This is a genomic window from Terrabacter terrae (genome assembly GCF_039529575.1).
GTDB classification, from domain to species: domain Bacteria; phylum Actinomycetota; class Actinomycetes; order Actinomycetales; family Dermatophilaceae; genus Terrabacter; species Terrabacter terrae.
In genome coordinates this window covers 1,499,067-1,515,129 of the sequence record NZ_BAAANB010000021.1, presented here as the reverse complement: position 1 = coordinate 1,515,129, position 16,063 = coordinate 1,499,067, and the positions used below count along the sequence as shown (strand labels likewise).

The 16,063-nt window shown below is 71.1% G+C and carries 16 protein-coding genes; 4 read left to right on the top strand and 12 right to left on the bottom strand.

Annotated features, from left to right (window positions below):
• Window positions 1–95: 95 nt before the first annotated feature.
• A complete protein-coding gene (locus ABD194_RS17290; RefSeq protein ID WP_343993641.1) occupies window positions 96–488 on the bottom strand; it encodes a hypothetical protein in 393 nt (130 codons plus the stop codon).
• Between the two features lie 31 nt (window positions 489–519).
• Between ABD194_RS17290 and ABD194_RS17285 the strand changes: the two genes are divergently transcribed.
• Window positions 520–1,293, top strand: coding sequence for a VOC family protein (locus tag ABD194_RS17285; RefSeq protein WP_343993639.1), 774 nt, complete (start codon window positions 520–522; stop codon window positions 1,291–1,293).
• 104 nt (window positions 1,294–1,397) lie between these two features.
• Here the strand turns inward: ABD194_RS17285 and ABD194_RS17280 are convergent, their stop codons facing one another.
• From ABD194_RS17280 to ABD194_RS17255, 6 genes are all read right to left on the bottom strand, one after another.
• Complete coding sequence (locus tag ABD194_RS17280; protein WP_343993637.1) at window positions 1,398–2,732, bottom strand: peptidase C39 family protein; 1,335 nt, start codon at window positions 2,730–2,732, stop codon at window positions 1,398–1,400.
• 140 nt (window positions 2,733–2,872) lie between these two features.
• Window positions 2,873–4,024: a C39 family peptidase gene (locus ABD194_RS17275; RefSeq protein WP_343993635.1), complete on the bottom strand. Its 1,152-nt coding sequence runs from the start codon at window positions 4,022–4,024 to the stop codon at window positions 2,873–2,875.
• 127 nt (window positions 4,025–4,151) lie between these two features.
• Complete coding sequence (acnA, locus tag ABD194_RS17270; protein ID WP_343993633.1) at window positions 4,152–6,935, bottom strand: aconitate hydratase AcnA; 2,784 nt, start codon at window positions 6,933–6,935, stop codon at window positions 4,152–4,154.
• Window positions 6,936–7,087: 152 nt separating this feature from the next.
• A complete protein-coding gene (locus tag ABD194_RS17265; RefSeq protein ID WP_343993631.1) occupies window positions 7,088–7,501 on the bottom strand; it encodes an acyl-CoA thioesterase in 414 nt (137 codons plus the stop codon).
• 87 nt (window positions 7,502–7,588) lie between these two features.
• Window positions 7,589–8,851: a class I SAM-dependent RNA methyltransferase gene (locus ABD194_RS17260; protein ID WP_343993629.1), complete on the bottom strand. Its 1,263-nt coding sequence runs from the start codon at window positions 8,849–8,851 to the stop codon at window positions 7,589–7,591.
• Between the two features lie 7 nt (window positions 8,852–8,858).
• Window positions 8,859–10,820 (bottom strand): APC family permease, encoded by a 1,962-nt coding sequence (locus ABD194_RS17255; RefSeq protein ID WP_343994193.1) that lies wholly within the window; start codon window positions 10,818–10,820, stop codon window positions 8,859–8,861.
• 239 nt (window positions 10,821–11,059) lie between these two features.
• Between ABD194_RS17255 and ABD194_RS17250 the strand changes: the two genes are divergently transcribed.
• Both ABD194_RS17250 and ABD194_RS17245 read left to right on the top strand, forming a co-directional pair.
• Entirely contained in the window at window positions 11,060–11,722 is a 663-nt protein-coding gene (locus ABD194_RS17250; protein WP_343993627.1) for a potassium channel family protein, read from the top strand.
• 21 nt (window positions 11,723–11,743) lie between these two features.
• The gene (locus ABD194_RS17245) at window positions 11,744–12,430 is read left to right on the top strand and encodes a potassium channel family protein (RefSeq protein ID WP_343993624.1); all 687 of its coding nucleotides are present in this window, start codon (window positions 11,744–11,746) and stop codon (window positions 12,428–12,430) included.
• Window positions 12,431–12,465: 35 nt separating this feature from the next.
• On the opposite strand, the gene ABD194_RS17240 is transcribed toward ABD194_RS17245, so the two are convergent.
• From ABD194_RS17240 to ABD194_RS17220, 5 genes are all read right to left on the bottom strand, one after another.
• Window positions 12,466–13,194 carry a DUF3159 domain-containing protein gene (locus ABD194_RS17240; protein WP_343993622.1) on the bottom strand — a complete coding sequence of 243 codons (729 nt, stop codon included), beginning with the start codon at window positions 13,192–13,194 and terminating at the stop codon, window positions 12,466–12,468.
• Complete coding sequence (locus ABD194_RS17235; RefSeq protein ID WP_343993620.1) at window positions 13,187–13,660, bottom strand: OB-fold nucleic acid binding domain-containing protein; 474 nt, start codon at window positions 13,658–13,660, stop codon at window positions 13,187–13,189. The genes ABD194_RS17240 and ABD194_RS17235 overlap by 8 nt, the downstream gene beginning before the upstream one ends.
• Window positions 13,661–13,670: 10 nt before the next feature.
• Complete coding sequence (locus tag ABD194_RS17230) at window positions 13,671–14,489, bottom strand: DUF3710 domain-containing protein (RefSeq protein WP_343993618.1); 819 nt, start codon at window positions 14,487–14,489, stop codon at window positions 13,671–13,673.
• 121 nt (window positions 14,490–14,610) lie between these two features.
• Window positions 14,611–15,096 carry a dUTP diphosphatase gene (gene dut / locus ABD194_RS17225; RefSeq protein ID WP_343993616.1) on the bottom strand — a complete coding sequence of 162 codons (486 nt, stop codon included), beginning with the start codon at window positions 15,094–15,096 and terminating at the stop codon, window positions 14,611–14,613.
• A gap of 53 nt (window positions 15,097–15,149) precedes the next feature.
• A complete protein-coding gene (locus ABD194_RS17220; RefSeq protein WP_142186733.1) occupies window positions 15,150–15,449 on the bottom strand; it encodes a DUF4193 family protein in 300 nt (99 codons plus the stop codon).
• 362 nt (window positions 15,450–15,811) lie between these two features.
• On the opposite strand from ABD194_RS17220, the gene ABD194_RS17215 reads away from it, so the two are divergent.
• Window positions 15,812–15,997: a hypothetical protein gene (locus ABD194_RS17215; protein ID WP_343993610.1), complete on the top strand. Its 186-nt coding sequence runs from the start codon at window positions 15,812–15,814 to the stop codon at window positions 15,995–15,997.
• The last annotated feature ends 66 nt before the right edge of the window (window positions 15,998–16,063 follow it).

Here is a 16,063-nt window from a genome sequence, read left to right as displayed (position 1 = left end):
TGCACGTCAGCCCTCCCCGACGTCTCACAGGAGCTTCACGGACACGTCACACCGGTCGCAGCCGGTCACCGCCCGTCCCCGCCCGTCACAGGCGGTCACAGGCGCGGCGCGAACACCTTGCCCTGCAGGGCCTCGTGCAGCAGCCGCGCGGAACGGGACGCGGCGAGCAGCCGGATGCCTTCCGCCTCGATGTGGCCGAGGATCTCGGTCAGGGCCTCGGCCGGGACGTGCGGCCCGATCGCGACCCTCGCCTCGCGCCACGCCTCACGCATGGCCACCACCTGCCCGTCGATGTGCCGGCCGGCCAGCCAGGCGAGTGCGATCGGGTGACGCCGCCACCCGGCATACGCCCGGTAGTCGGGTGGGCACTGGTCGAGCAGCCACAGCACGGCCCGTTCCTCCCAGCCCGGTGTGTGCGCCGGCGGGACGCCCGGCGGCCACCCCGGCGGGGTGTGCCCCGTGGCCGCAGAGGGAGTCGGAGTCGCCATGCTCCCAGTCTGCCTCGCCTAGTCTCGGAGCATGACGAGGGTCAGCTGGGTCACCGCGTTCCTCGACCTGCCGCCCGCGCTCCACGACGCGGGCACCCGCTTCTGGGCCGGGGTGACGGGGTATGCCGTGTCGCCGGCTCGGGGCGAGGACGCCGAGTTCACGACGCTCCTCCCGCCCGTCGGGAACCCCTTCCTGAAGATCCAGCGGACGGGCGCCTGCGACGGCGGCGGGACGGGCCCCGGCCTGCACCTCGACCTGCACGTCACGTCGGCGCCCGAGTCCGCCGACCGGGCGGAGGGCCTGGGAGCCGAGCTGGTGCACCGGTCGGAGCACGGCTACGTGGTGCTGCGCTCCCCCGGCGGGTTCACCTTCTGCCTCGTCCACGAGCAGCTGGCGCAGCGTCCGTTGCCGACCCGCTGGCCGCAGCAGCACGAGAGCATCGTCGACCAGGTGTCGCTCGACGTCGCGGCGGACGGCTACGAGGCAGAGTGCGGCTTCTGGTCGGCGCTGACCGGCTGGCCCGTGCGCCGCTCGGTGAGCCGACCGGAGCTGCGCCACCTCGTGCGCCCGGACGGCATACCGATCCGGCTGCTCCTGCAGCGGCTCGAAGAGCCGGCGCCGGGACCGGTGTCGGGGCACCTCGACCTCGCCTGCGACGACCGTCCGACCGAGGTGGCGCGGCATCTCGCCCTCGGGGCGAGCCTGGTCGCGGACCACGGCGGTGGGTGGACGACGCTGCGTGACCCGACCGGGGCGCTCTACTGCGTCACCGACCGCGACCCGCGGTCCGGCCTCGGCCGCTGATGGGCCCCGTCGGGTGCCCACTCGACGTGTGGAAGTGCCCACTCGACGTGGGACGGCGTCGAGTGGGCGCTTCCCTACGGGCGAGTGGGCACGGTGCTACACGCTCACCAGTTCGGCTCGTTGCGCGGCGGCCGTGGCAACCGGTGGCGCTCCGGGTGGATGACGTAGACGATGCCGCCGCTGTGGGGCACCCACACGTTCTCGAACTGCTCCCGGTCGTAGACGACGCGCACCTGCGAGTTGTCGTGGATCAGGTGCGAGGCGGGGTCGTTGCAGACCACGTCGCCCTCACGGGTGAAACCGACGATCACCATGAGGTGGCCGTTCGTGCCGTAGCCGGCGCCCTCGAGCTCGCCCTTCTCGAACGACACCGAGGTCACGAGCGGGATCCCGGCCGCGATGAACTCCTCGGCCTCGGTCAACGACCTCAGACGCGTCACGAAGCCGCGCATCCCGGGACGCGTCGCGGCGTAGGCGGGGTTGAAGGGCCAGTTGCCGGCGCCGTCGTAGGTGTAGTCGTAGACGTTGCGTGCCGCGAAGTCGACCTGCGGGTCGGTCTCGTCGGGCAGCGCGTCGGTGACCCAGGCCGTCTCGTCGCGGCGGGGCCCTGCGCCCCAGTACGCGAGCACCATCGACGTGGAGGTCGGCGAGCACCAGGCCTCTCCCCCGTTGTCCCACTGGGGGAAGTGGCCGATGTGCTTCTCCTGCGAGAAGGTCGGCACGTCGAGCACACGGCCGCGGGCGCGGCCGTCGGGACTCCGTGGCACGCGGGGGGCGTCGGGCAGCGCCGAGGCCATCGCGCCCACCGAGCGCAGCCGGGGCGCCTCCCGGGTGCCGGCCGGGCGCATCAGGCGGACGACGAGCTGCCACTCGTCGAGCACGTAGCCCGACCGGGTGGCCAGGGTGTCGGTGTAGACCGTGGCCACCGTGTCGCCCTGCTTGTTGACGGATGTCCGGTGGATGCCGCCGCCCTGGTCGGGGTCGTAGCGGCACCAGCGGCCGAGGACGTACTCCTTGGTGGCCACGCCGTTGCTGCGCCCGCGGACCGAGACCTCCACCCAGGACCTTCCGGGGGTGTCGGCGTTCCACGACGCGACGAGCTCCGTCAGGCCGAAACCGGGACGCACGACGGGCGAGACCCAGGTGGCGACGTCGTAGGAGCGGGAGGTGGCGGTCGCGTCGAAGGGGTCGACGTAGTCCCGGTGGCCGGAGTAGGGGCCGACGTGCAGCTCTCGCCCGCTCCACTCGCGGTAGGAGATGTGACGGTCGCCGGTGTCGTAGTGCGGTGAAGACACCGGCGCGGCGGCCGGCGCCGTGGGGGCCGACGCAGCGGTGGCCGCTCCGGCGCCGGCGATGCCGACGAGGGTGGCGCCGGCTGCGGAGCCGAGGACGAGCCGCCGGCTCGGCGAACCGGCGGAGGGGACGGGGGAACGCGACATGAACACACCTTCCGGACGGGGGCTGGGCGCGGTCAGTCAACACCGCGCCGTCGCCCCGTGGGGCCGTTGGCGTGAAACATTCTCGCGATTCGGACCGCGAATGGAGCAAATTTACGTGCGCTTGACTCGAGCGAGCCTTCTCATGCCCAGTTGGCCTCGACCGGCGCCGTCGGAAGGGCGACGTCGCGCGGGTGCATGACGTACGCGAGGCCGCCGTCAGCGCCCAGCCAGACCCTCTCGAACTGCTCCCTCCGGTAGACCGTGCGCACCTCGTCGTTGCTCGCCACGCGGTGCGAGTTCGGGTCGTTGGAGATGACGTCGCCCTCGGCGGTGAAGCCGACGACGGTGAGCAGGTGGCCCTTCGTCGAGTAGCCGGCCCCGTCGAGCTCCTCCTCCCGGAAGGTCACCGAGACGACGAGCGGCACCCCGGCCGCGACGAAGGCCTCGACCTCGGTGAGGTCGCGCAGCCGCGTCACGTACGCTCGCAGGCCGCGCGCGCCGGCATACGCGGTGTTGAACGACCAGTTGCCCGCTCCGCCGTAGTCGCGGTCGAAGACCCGGCGCACGCCGTGCACGACCTCCGGGTCGGTGTCGTGCCCCACCCAGGCCGACTCGGCAGGGCTGGGCGCCAGTCCCCAGTGGGCCAGGACCATCGTGGTCGACGTCGGTGAGCACCAGGACTGGCCGCCGTCGTCCCAGTGCGGGAACGAGTCGACGTGCAGCCGCTGCGAGTGCACGGGCACCGGCACCTCGTGCCCGCGTCCGACGGCCGGCGTGCTCGTCGGCTCGTCCGGGTCGATGCTCATCCGGCAGGCCACCGCCGCCACGAGCGACACGTCGGGCCAGGGCTGCTCGTGGCTCGCCCCGGCGAGGGCCGTGAGGCGCAGCTGCCACCGGTCGAACTCGTGGCCGGAAGCCGCGACCCAGCTGTCCGCCTCGACGTGTCCTGCCTCGAAGCTCTGGCCGGGGACCGACGTTCGGGTGATCGGCGACTCCCCCGCCACGTCGTCCTCGGCCCACCGCGCGAAGGTGAACCACGGCGACCATCCGCCCTCGTCGGCCACGCGCCCCTCGACCTGCAACCACGTGCCGCCCGGGGTGCGCGCATTCCACGACGGGATGAGCTCTCTTGCCGCCCAGTCCAGCTCGATGACCGGGGACTCCCAGTAGCGCGCCCGGTAGGTCGTGGCCGGAGCTCCCTCGACATGGGGGTCCGCATAGTGCACGTCCGGGGCCTGGACCCACTCGACGTCGTTCTCCCACAGGGCCAGGGCAGCGTGTCGCTCGCTCACGCTGGAGAGCATGCCACCTGCCGACGGATGCCGCCGGGCGGGGTCGCGCGCGAAACCGAACGGGCCCCGCACACCGCGCGATGCGGCATACGGGGCCCGTGGGCAACCCAGCTGGGATCGGCTGGGGTCAGGCGCTGACGAGCGAGCGCAGGACGTACTGGAGGATGCCGCCGTTGCGGTAGTAGTCGGCCTCACCGGGGGTGTCGATGCGGACGACGGCGTCGAACTCGACGGTCTCGCCGGACTCCTTGGTGGCGACGACCTTGACGGTCTTCGGCGTCGCGCCCTCGTTGAGGGCCGTGATGCCGGTGATCGAGAAGGTCTCGGTGCCGTCGAGGCCGAGGGAGTCGGCGTTCTGGCCGGCCGGGTACTGCAGCGGCATGACGCCCATGCCGATGAGGTTGGAGCGGTGGATGCGCTCGTAGCTCTCGGCGATGACGGCCTTGACGCCGAGCAGGCTCGTGCCCTTGGCCGCCCAGTCACGCGAGCTGCCCGAGCCGTACTCCTTGCCCGAGAGGATCACGAGCGGGGTGCCGGCCTCGGCGTAGCTCTGCGCGGCGTCGTAGATCGTCGTCTGCTCGCCGCCCTTGGTGAAGTCGCGCGTGAAGCCGCCCTCGACACCGTCGAGCAGGAGGTTCTTCAGGCGGATGTTGGCGAACGTGCCACGGATCATGACCTCGTGGTTGCCGCGGCGCGAGCCGTAGGAGTTGAAGTCCTTGCGCTCGATGCCGTGGTCGGCGAGGTACTTGCCGGCGGGACTGTCGTTCTTGATGGCGCCGGCCGGGCTGATGTGGTCGGTCGTGACCGAGTCGCCGAGCTTGGCGAGCACACGCGCGCCCTCGATGTCGGCGACCGGGGTCGTCTCCATCGACATGCCGTCGAAGTACGGCGGCTTGCGCACGTAGGTCGACTCGCCGTCCCACGCGAACGTGTCGCCCTCGGGCGTGGGCAGCGACTGCCAGCGCTCGTCACCGGCGAAGACATCGGCGTAGTCCTCGGTGAACATCTCCTGGCTGATCGAGTCGGCGATCGTGCGCTCGACGTCGGCCGGGGCCGGCCAGATGTCCTCGAGGAAGACGTCCTTGCCGTCGGCGTCCTGGCCGAGCGGCTCGGTCTCGAAGTCGAAGTCCATCGTGCCGGCGAGGGCGTAGGCGATGACGAGCGGCGGGCTCGCGAGGTAGTTCATCTTCACGTCGGGGTTGATGCGCCCCTCGAAGTTGCGGTTGCCCGAGAGGACCGACGTGACGGCGAGGTCGTTGTCGTTGATCGCCTGGGAGATCTCCTCGTTGAGCGGACCCGAGTTGCCGATGCACGTCGTGCAGCCGTAGCCGACGAGGTGGAAGCCGAGCTTCTCGAGGTAGGGCCACATGCCGGCCTTGTCGTAGTAGCCCGTGACGACCTTGGACCCGGGCGCCATCGACGTCTTGACCCAGGGGGCGACCGACAGGCCCTTCTCCACGGCGTTCTTCGCGAGCATCGCGGCCGCCATCATCACCGACGGGTTGGACGTGTTGGTGCAGCTCGTGATCGAGGCGATCGAGACGATGCCGTGGTCGATCTCGAACTCGCGCCCCTCGGCGTCGGTGACGCTGACCTTCTTGCTCGGGCGGCCGTTCGTCGCGCCGTCGGACGGCTTGTCGCCGCCGTCGTCGAGACCGGGGTCGCTGGCCGGGAAGGACTCGGCGTTGCCCGAGTCGCCCTCCTCGTGCGAGACGTAGGTGGGCAGCACCTTGCGGAAGGCCTCCTTCGCGTCGCTGAGCGCGATGCGGTCCTGGGGACGCTTCGGGCCGGCGATGGAGGGCACGACCGTCGACAGGTCGAGCTCGAGGTACTCGCTGTAGCGGGCCTCGGGCTGGTCGGGACCGGCCTTGAGCCACATGCCCTGCTCCTTGGCGTACGCCTCGACGAGGGCGACCTGCTCGTCGGAGCGGCCAGTCAGGCGCAGGTAGTCGAGCGTGACGTCGTCGATCGGGAAGATGGCGCACGTCGAGCCGAACTCGGGGCTCATGTTGCCGATGGTGGCGCGGTTGGCGAGCGGCACCTGCGAGACGCCCTCGCCGTAGAACTCGACGAACTTGCCGACGACGCCGTGCTTGCGCAGCATCTCGGTGATCGTGAGGACGACGTCGGTCGCGGTCGCCGCGGTCGGGATGGCGCCGCTCAGCTTGAAGCCGACCACGCGCGGGATGAGCATCGAGACGGGCTGGCCGAGCATGGCGGCCTCGGCCTCGATGCCGCCGACGCCCCAGCCCAGGACGCCGAGGCCGTTGACCATGGTGGTGTGCGAGTCGGTGCCGACGCAGGTGTCGGGGTAGGCGACGCGCTCGCCGTCGATCTCGCGGACCATGACGGTGCGGGCCAGGTGCTCGATGTTGACCTGGTGCACGATGCCGGTGCCCGGCGGGACGACCTTGAAGTCGTCGAAGGCGCTCTGGCCCCAGCGCAGGAACTGGTAGCGCTCGCGGTTGCGCTCGTACTCGATCTCGACGTTGCGCTCGAACGCGTCGGCGCGGCCGAAGACGTCGATGATGACGGAGTGGTCGATGACCAGCTCGGCCGGCGCGAGCGGGTTGATGCGGGCCGGGTCGCCGCCGAGGTCGCCCACGGCCTCGCGCATGGTGGCGAGGTCGACGACGCACGGGACACCGGTGAAGTCCTGCATGATCACGCGGCCGGGCGTGAACTGGATCTCCGTGGAGGGCTCGGCCTTCTCGTCCCAGGAGCCGATCGCGCGGATGTGGTCGGCGGTGATGTTCGCGCCGTCCTCGGTGCGCAGGAGGTTCTCGAGGAGCACCTTGAGGCTGTACGGGAGGGTCTCCTGACCCTCGACCCCTGCCAGCCGGTAGATCTCGTAGGACTGGTCACCCACCTCGAGGGTTCCCTTGGCCTTGAAGCTGTCAACACTGCCCACGACGGGCTCCTTCCAGCAACTCTGATGTCATGCTGCACCATTTATCTTGACGTCAAGATATCTAACCACACGGGCCGGTTCTTGTCAGTGCACCCCTACCCGCCAATCCTTCCCCCGTCCCGCCCACCTGTCTCCCTTGTGACACCGGGCGCTCATGCCACGCGGGAGGCCTCGAGCGCCTCGCGGAAGTGGGAATCGAGTGGCGCCTTGGCGCCGGCGGCCGTGTCGAACCACACGTAGGTGATGACGCACGTGGCCGTCAGCAGGGCCGACTCACCGCGACGCCAGATCTCATGACGCAGCGTGAACGACGAGGTGCCGATGCGCTCGACGACGACCCGGATGTCGGCGTGGTCCAGCGGCCTCAGGCTCGCGGTCCAGTCGATCTCGGCGTGCCGCACCAGGGCGAGGCGACCGTGCTCGGCGAACCAGTAGGGCCCGAAGCCCACGTCGTCGAGGAAGGCCATCTTGGCGTCCTCGCACCAGGTCAGGTAGTGCGAGTTGAAGACCACGCCGGCCAGGTCGATCTCGGAGAACTTCACGGCGACGGGATAGCTGAACGACATGGCGCCCATGGTCTCCCGACGCCCGCACGGCCCTCGCACCGCCCCGGAGACCCGGGGCGGTCGGACGGTCGGACGGTCGTAGGTCGCTCAGTCCCGGTCGGCGGGTTCGAGCACGGCGATGCACTCGACGTGCTGCGTCATCGGGAAGGCGTCCCACGCCTCCAGGGACGCGAGCGAGTACCCGTGTGCGGTAGCGGCCTTGACGTCGCGCGCCAGCGCGGCGGGGTCGCACGCGACGTAGACCACGCGTCGAGGGCCCAGCGAGGCGAGCAGCGCCATCACGTCCTTGCCCGCCCCGGTCCTCGGCGGGTCGAGGACCGCGAGGTCTGCCGTCACTCCCTGGCCCACGAGCGAGCGCAGCTCGCGGTCCACCCGGTTGGCACGCCACTCGACGTTGTCGAGGTGCTCGGTGTTGTGGGTGCCGTTGTCGACGGCACGCCGGTCGCCCTCGACCCCCAGGACGAAACCGCCCGGCGCCACGAGCTCGCCGAGGCGCATGGCGAAGAGCCCCGAACCGGCATACAGGTCGACCACCCGGTCGCCCGGCCGGACGCCGAGCAGCGCCACCACCCGCGAGAGGAACGTCGAGGCGGCACCGGGGTGCACCTGCCAGAACCCGCGAGCGGCGACGACGTACTCGCCCTCCCAGTCCCCGTCACGCACCAGCTCACCGACGAGGCCGCCGCTGCCGTCGGAGCCCTCGGGCGTCGGCAGCGGGACGAGCACCGGCTCGTCGGGGTGGGCCGCGTCGATGACGTCGACCGACTCCACGTCGGGCCACTCGGTGTCGAGCACCCCGGAGTCGAGCACGCCCTGCGTCGCGATGAGGCAGGTGTCGACGGGCAGGATGTCCCGGGAGCGGTGCGGTCGCAACCCGGCACGGCCGGCGTCGTCCACCGCGAACTCGACACGGGTGCGCCAGCGCAGCCCGTCGGTGTCGCCCGGGACGGGGCGCACGTCCACCTCGACGTCGAGGCCGGCGATGCGGGCGAACTGCTCCCGCACCACGGCGCCCTTGAGCGCCCGCTGGGTGTCGAGCGAGGCGTGCTGGAAGTCGCAGCCCCCGCAGAGGCCGGGGCCGGCATACGGGCACGGTGCCTCGACGCGGCCGGGAGCCGCCTCGAGGATCTCGACGGCGTCGGCGCGGACGAAGCTGTCGCCGACGCGGCCCTCGGTGACGCGCGCCACGACCCGCTCCCCCGGCAGGGTGTGCCGCACGAAGACGACCTGTCCCTCGTGGCGGGCCACGCAGTGGCCGCCGTGGGCCACCGGCCCGACGTCGACGGTCCACTCCTCGCCGACGAGGGACGGTCCGCGCTCGGCCCGCTCTCGCGTCCGCCGGGCACTCATCGGGCGCTCACAGGGCGCCGCCGCGCACCGAGCCGCTGATCGGCGGCTCGTCGATCCAGTCGCGCTCGGCGCCCTCGGACGACTGGAGCTGCCACGGGACGCTGACGACCATGACGCCGGGGGTGAAGAGCAGCCGGGCCTTCAGGCGCAGGGCGCTCTGGTTGTGCAGCAGCTGCTCCCACCACTTCCCGAGGACGTACTCGGGCAGGTAGACGGTGACGATGTCGCGAGGGTTGCCGCTGCGGATGGAGCGGACGTAGTCGAGGATCGGCTTGGTGATCTGCCGGTAGGGCGAGGCGAGCACCTTCAGCGGTACCGGGATCTCGTGCGTGTCCCACTCGTCGAGCAGCGACTGCGTCTCCTCCGGGTCGACGTCGACGGTGATCGCCTCGAGATAGGTGGGCCGGCTGGCGCGTGCGTAGGCCAGGGCGCGCATCGTCGGCTTGTGCACCTTGGAGATGCAGACGATGGCGTGCACGTGGCTCGGCAACATGGGCCGCTCGATGCTCCAGTCGATCTCGAGCTCGTCACGCACCCGCGAGTAGTGCCGCTTGATGCCCAGCATGAGGAAGAAGAGGACGGCCATCGCGAGGATCGCGTAGCGGGCCCCGGCCTGGAACTTCGTGATCAGCACCACCACGAGCACCGTGGCGGACATCGCGGCGCCGACGGCGTTGATGACCCGGGAGCGCTGCATCCGCGCCCGCTCCTTGGGGTTGCGCTCGAGGCGCAGGTTGCGGGTCCAGTGCCGCACCATGCCGGTCTGGCTCGTCGTGAAGGAGACGAAGACTCCCACGATGTAGAGCTGGATGAGCGCCGTCACCTCGGCGTCGAAGATGATGACGAGGACGATGGCTGCCGCCGAGAGCATGACGATGCCGTTGGAGAAGGCGAGCCGGTCGCCGCGGGTGTGCATCTGCCGCGGCAGGTAGCCGTCCCGGGCCAGGATCGAGGCGAGCACCGGGAAGCCGTTGAAGGCGGTGTTGGCCGCGAGCACGAGGATCAGGCCCGTGACGATCGAGACGAACACGACCCCGATGTGGAAGTTCGCGAAGACGGCCTCCGAGAGCTGGCCGATCGTCGTGTGCTGCACGTAGCCGTCACCCACGGGCTGGCCGTTGCGCAGCAGCTGCGTGCTGGGGTCGTTGGCCATCTTGACCCCGGTCCACTGGCTGAGGGCGATGATCGAGCCGAGCATGGTGATCGAGAGCGTGCCCATGAGCAGCAGCGTGGTGGCCGCGTTGCGGCTCTTGGGCTTGCGGAACGCGGGGACGCCGTTGCTGATCGCCTCGACGCCGGTCAGGGCCGCACAGCCGGAGGAGAACGCCCGCAGCAGCAGGAAGGCGGCCGCGAGCCCGGTCAGCTCCTCACCGCCCTGCGGCACGAGGGTCAGGCCGGCGCTCTCCGCCGGTTGCAGGGTGCCGGTCACCTCCTGGACGAACCCGTAGAGGCCCATGCCGAGGATCGCCAGCATGAACGCGTAGACCGGCACCGCGAAGGCCTTGCCCGACTCGCGGACGCCTCGGAGGTTCATGGCGGTGAGGAAGGCGATGAGGGCGACGGCCACGATCACCTCGTGCCCACGGACGAAGCCGAGCACGGTGGCTGCGTTCTGCACACCGGAGGAGATCGACACCGCGACCGTCAGCACGTAGTCGACGAGCAGCGCGCTGGCGACGGTCAGGCCCGCCTTCGGCCCGAGGTTCTCGGTGGCCACCTCGTAGTCGCCGCCGCCCGACGGGTACGCGTGGACGTTCTGCCGGTAGGAGGCCACGACCACGACCATGACGAGGACGACGCCGATGGTGACCTGCCAGCTGTGCGTCGTGACGAACGCGCCACCCGCGAGGCCCAGCATGAGCATGATCTCGTCGGGCGCGTACGCCACCGACGACAGGGCGTCGCTGGCGAAGATGGGCAGGGCGAGCCGCTTGGGCAGGAGCGTCTCACCGAGCTTGTCGCTGCGCATGGCGCGACCGAGGAGGAGGCGCTTGAACAGCGAACCGGTACCGGGCACGACGACACTGTATGACGGATCGCACAGGCCCACAGACCGGCTCCCGAGCGCCGGCACCCCGGACGCCAGAGCTGCCCCGGGCCCGTCGATAAAGCCGGTCGTCGGAGCACGACGCGTATGCCGTCCGCCCCCTTTGTCACTGCCCGCGGGCCGCACGGTCGGCGGGTGCCCCACGGTGTAGCGTCGCGTCCGTGCACTTCGTCATCATGGGCTGCGGCCGCGTCGGCTCGACCCTCGCCCGCACCCTCGGCCGCGCCGGTCACGACGTCGCGATCATCGACTCCGACGCGTCGGCCTTCCGCCGCCTCGGCACCTCCTTCGAGGGCCAGACGGTCACCGGCATCGGCTTCGACCGTGACACGCTCGTCGCCGCGGGCATCCGGGACGCGTACGCGTTCGCCGCCGTGAGCAGCGGTGACAACTCGAACATCCTGGCCGCCAGGGTGGCCCGGGAGACGTTCGGGGTCGAGCACGTCGCCGCCCGCATCTACGACCCGCAGCGCGCCATGGTCTACCAGCGCCTCGGCATCCCCACGGTCGCCACGGTCCGCTGGACCTCCGACCAGATGATCCAGCGGCTGCTACCCCAGGGCGCGGTCCCGGAGCTGACCGACCCCAGCGGCAAGATCGTCATCGCCGAGGTGCCGCTCGCCGAGCCGTGGATCGGCCGACACCTCACCGATGTCGAGGAGCAGACCGGCGCGCGGGTCGCCTACGTGACCCGGCTCGGCGAGGGCACCCTGCCCCGCCCCGACATGGTCGTCCAGCAGGGCGACCTCGTGCACCTGGCCGTCCTGCGCGACGACCTCGCCCGTGTCGAGCGGCTCTGCGACCAGGCTCCGGCCCCCCACTGACCGGCACTCAGGAGAGAACCAATGCGCGTCGTCATCGCCGGAGCCGGAAGCGTCGGCCGCTCCATCGCCCGTGAGCTGCTCGGCAACGGGCACCAGGTACTGCTCATCGACAAGGACGCCGACGACGTCCAGGCATCCCGGGTGCCGGAGGCCTCCTGGCTGCTCGCCGACGCCTGCGAGCTGGCCGCCCTGGAGGAGGCCCGGCTCGAGGAGTCCGACGTCTGCGTCGCCGCCACCGGTGACGACAAGGCCAACCTCGTCCTCTCACTGCTGGCCAAGACCGAGTTCGGGGTGCCGCGCACGGTCGCGCGGGTCAACAACCCGAAGAACGAGTGGATGTTCGACGAGTCCTGGGGCGTCGACGTGGCCGTGTCCACCCCGCGGCTGATGACCGCCCTCATCGAGGAGGCCGTGAGCATCGGCGACCTGGTGCGCATCTTCGAGTTCCAACAGGGCCGCGCCTCGATGGTCGAGATCACGCTCCCCGAGGGCAGCCCCTTCGCGGGACGCCGGGTCGGCGACGTCGAGTGGCCCACCGACACGGTCCTCGTCGCCATCATCCGCGAGGAGCGTCCGCTGGCCCCGACGACGGACGACGCGATGGAGGCCGGCGACGAGCTGCTCTTCATCACGACGACCGAGCAGGAGGACCGGCTGCAGGAGCTCGTCGCTCCCGACGAGCGCCACCACGCGGTCGCCGAGGGCTGACCGCACCTGGGCCAGGGGTTCTGCGACGAGGAGCCTCAGGCCAGGCGGTTGGGGTCGATCGGGGTGCGGCCACGGAGCAGGATCGCGCCCATCGCGGTGACCGCCACGAGGTAGGCCGGCCAGCCGAGGACGACCTTGGCGACGCCGAGAGCCGCGACCTGCTCGGCGAGGTAGAGCGGGACCATGATCGCCAGCCGCACGACGTTGAGGGCGATCAGCACCCAGGCGAGCCGTGCTGCCACCATCACGATGCCGGAGTGCCGGCGCCACCACGTCGGGTTCTCGGCGAACGCCTCGGGCTCGGCCACACCCACCACGAAACCGAAGAGCGGCCAACGGGTGAGGTTCGTGACCAGCAGGAGCACGAGCAGCCCGGCGTTCTGCAGCATCCCCGGCAGGAATGCGTCCTCGGCGCGACCCGAGCGCAGCGCGAAGAAGGCCGAGATGCCCACCCCTGCAGCGGCATACGCGATGAATCGGGGGTCCTGTCGCTGGACCAGGCGCACGAGCAGCAGCACGGCCACGCAGGCGCCGGCGACCACGAGGGCGGTGCGCAGGTTCTCGGTCCGTGCCCAGGTGAGCGCGAAGGCGAGCGTCGGGACCGCCGACTCGACCGCCCCGCGCCAGCCGCCGAGGGCCTCGGACAGCTTGTCGCGGAGCAGCTCCTCGACGAAGTCGTAGCGGCGCAGGTCGGCCTCGGAGCGGGCGACCCCGTCGCCGTCGTCCGGTTCGGACAGCGCCGCGTCGCCGGGTGGCTCAGTCATGGGTCTGACCGGCCCGGCCGACGATCTCGTAGGCGGGGTTGAACATCGTCCTCAGCTTGCGCTGGGAGGTGATGCGACCGGTGGCCCGCAGCTTGATCCCCGGGACGATGCCGGCGATGCGCCGTCGCCCGAGCCACACGAGGTGAAGCGACTCGGTGCCGTCCCACACCTCGACGTCCAGGGCGGGCGTCTCCTCGCGGGGACGCAGGGTCACAGAGCGGACCTCGCCGCAGATGGTGACCTTGGTGCGCAGCCGCGCCTCGCCGATGTGGACCACGCCGAGCAGGTCCGACGACTCGCGACGCAGCTCGGCCGCCTCGAGGTCGTGGGAGGAGCGCGTCAGGCGTTCGGTGAGCCGTCGCAGGGCGCCCGGGTGCCCGGTGGTCACCGGGTGGCTCCGTCCGTGCGGCTTGCCGGGGTCGACGAGGACGACGAGGACCCCTCCTCGCCTCCCGTCGCGCGACACGGCCAGGTCATCAGCGAACCTCGGTGATCTCGGGTCCGCGCTCGAAGGGCTTGAGGTCATCGAGCCCGGGCTGTCCCGCCTGCTCAGCGCTCTCGGCGTCGCCGGCACCCTCGACCTCACCGGTGGGCTCGGCGTCGGGGAGCCGCAGCGGCAGCAGCTCACGGGGCGGCATCGCCTCGTCGCCCCGGTCGATGACGGTCGTGCGGATGACGTCGTGGACCGCCTGGGCGGCTGCCGGCTCGATGGCTGCACGGCCCGACACGACCGCGCGCAGGAACCAGCGCGGACCGTCGACACCGACGAACCTCGCCGGCATGAAGACGGTGCGTCCGTCGGGGCCGGCCTGCGGCATACGCGTCAGCAGCTCCTCGCCGAACTCGCCGGTGAGGACCTCTGCGGTGCCGCCCGCGCCGACGATGCTCGCGGCGATCTCGTTGCGGATGTCGACCCACACGCCCTCGGTCCGCGGGGCTGCGAAGGCCTGCAGCTGGACGGCGGACTCACCGAGGACGGCCGTCACGCCGGTGATCTGCTGCTCCTGCTCGTTGACCTCGAGTCGCAGCTCCATGCCCTGCTGGCCGCGGAGCCAGATGGCGCCGAGGTTGAGGTAGTCGCCGTCGTCCGCGACCTCAGTGCGATCGAGCGGCCCGCCACTCCGGCGACCGGCGGCGCGAGCGGCGTCGTCCGTGTCGTCCGTGTCGTCCAGGTCGACGGCACCGGCGGCGTCGTCCGCCTCCGCCGCGTCGTCCACGACGTCGTCGGTGCGCTCCGCGTCCACGGCACCGGTGTCCGGGCGGTCCTTCGACTTGCCCCGGCTGAAGAGTCCCACGTCAATCCGTCCTTTGAGTCCTGCGGCCCGGTGGGCATCTCGCCCGACCGGAGAAGTGGTCGTCGTGGCGCTGAGCCAGCGCCCGGCGAACCGTATCCGATGATCACGCCACGGAGACCGTCTAGCCCGGTGTCGGCGAGGCGGCACCGTGTGGGGCACCGGCGAAGCCGCCGGTCGATCCATGTCCAGTGTCCCCCCGACTGGTCTCGTCGAGCGAGTCCACCTCGATGAACTCCGCCCTCTCGACGCGCTGGACGACGAGCTGGGCGACGCGGTCGCCGCGTCGGACCTCGAACGGCTCGCGCGGGTCGAGGTTGACCAGGTTGACGAGAATCTCGCCGCGGTAGCCCTCGTCGACGGTGCCCGGCGCGTTGACGATGGAGATCCCGTGCCGCGCGGCCAGACCGGAGCGCGGGTGGACGAAGCCGGCGTGCCCCGGCGGCAGGGCCAGGGCGACCCCCGTCGGGACGAGGGCGCGCTCGCCGGGCTGGAGGGTCACGTCGACACGGGAGCAGAGGTCGGCGCCGGCGTCGCCCGGGTGGGCGTAGGCCGGCGCCGGCAGGTCCGGGTCGAGCCGGCGCACCGGGACAGCACAAGGGTCGGTCACGAGGACCGACCCTACTTGCTCCTGAACCTGCCGCCGGCGCGACCGGGGTGCGGTCAGGCCGCGCACTCCGTGCAGATCATCACGCCGTTGCTCTCCTTGGCGAGCTGGCTGCGGTGGTGGACGAGGAAACACCGTCCACACGTGAACTCGTCGGCCTGCTTCGGCAGGACCCGGACCGACAGCTCCTCACCGGAGAGATCGGCACCCGGGAGCTCGAAGCCCTCGGCCTGCTCTGTCTCGTCGACATCCACGCTCGACGACGTCTTGTCGACCCGACGGGACTTGAGCTCCTCGATCGAGTCTTCGCTCAGGTCGTCGTCCGTCTTGCGTGGCGCGTCGTAATCGGTTGCCATCTGGTTGTCTCGCTTCTACTCGTGATGCGCCTGCGGCTGTGACGCGGAGAACGCTCGTGGCCTCGTGCTTGTTCCCAAGGGAATTCCCCGGGAGAGCCGCGGAGCCTAGGGCGTTCGTGAGCGGTCCGGATGTTGTCCGGGTGCGCGTATGGTGCCTGATCCCCGGGCCGTTGTCACCTTGCCCGAGCCGAGGCCCGAGACGGCTGCGGGACGTAGCGCACCACTCCTACCCTTTTCGGGCCAAGCGCACACCAGCGCTTTGCACTTCCTCGACCATCGGGCGTGCACATTGATGCTCTGAAGGCGCGATAGGGTCTGCGGACCCGACCGATCGACAACCCCCCAGGCCCGGAGGTGGCACCATGACCGAGTTCGTCGACCAGATCAGGCAACGTGTCAACGACGCGCTGGGCGACCTCGCCGACGCGCGGCAGGCCGGAGACGACTACCGCGTGCAGGTGTGCACCGGCGAGCTGGAGTCGTACGCCCGGCTCGCGGCCGAGAACGGTGTCCGCGTTCCCGAGCTGGCGCGCTTCGAGGCCGCCTGAGCACCCGTCCCGCGGCGGCCGTATGCCGTCCGCACCCTTCCACGAGGAGCGCCCCACCCGCTACGG

Bases quoted from the DNA above. Each gene is read 5' to 3' on its own strand.
- ABD194_RS17255 (WP_343994193.1), bottom strand. From the start codon at position 10,820: ATGCGCAGCGACAAGCTCGGTGAGACGCTCCTGCCCAAGCGGCTCGCC.
- ABD194_RS17260 (WP_343993629.1), bottom strand. From the start codon at position 8,851: ATGAGTGCCCGGCGGACGCGAGAGCGGGCCGAGCGCGGACCGTCCCTC.
- ABD194_RS17265 (WP_343993631.1), bottom strand. From the start codon at position 7,501: ATGTCGTTCAGCTATCCCGTCGCCGTGAAGTTCTCCGAGATCGACCTG.
- ABD194_RS17240 (WP_343993622.1), bottom strand. From the start codon at position 13,194: ATGACTGAGCCACCCGGCGACGCGGCGCTGTCCGAACCGGACGACGGC.
- ABD194_RS17280 (WP_343993637.1), bottom strand. From the start codon at position 2,732: ATGTCGCGTTCCCCCGTCCCCTCCGCCGGTTCGCCGAGCCGGCGGCTC.
- ABD194_RS17290 (WP_343993641.1), bottom strand. From the start codon at position 488: ATGGCGACTCCGACTCCCTCTGCGGCCACGGGGCACACCCCGCCGGGG.
- ABD194_RS17215 (WP_343993610.1), top strand. From the start codon at position 15,812: ATGACCGAGTTCGTCGACCAGATCAGGCAACGTGTCAACGACGCGCTG.
- ABD194_RS17245 (WP_343993624.1), top strand. From the start codon at position 11,744: ATGCGCGTCGTCATCGCCGGAGCCGGAAGCGTCGGCCGCTCCATCGCC.
- ABD194_RS17220 (WP_142186733.1), bottom strand. From the start codon at position 15,449: ATGGCAACCGATTACGACGCGCCACGCAAGACGGACGACGACCTGAGC.
- ABD194_RS17285 (WP_343993639.1), top strand. From the start codon at position 520: ATGACGAGGGTCAGCTGGGTCACCGCGTTCCTCGACCTGCCGCCCGCG.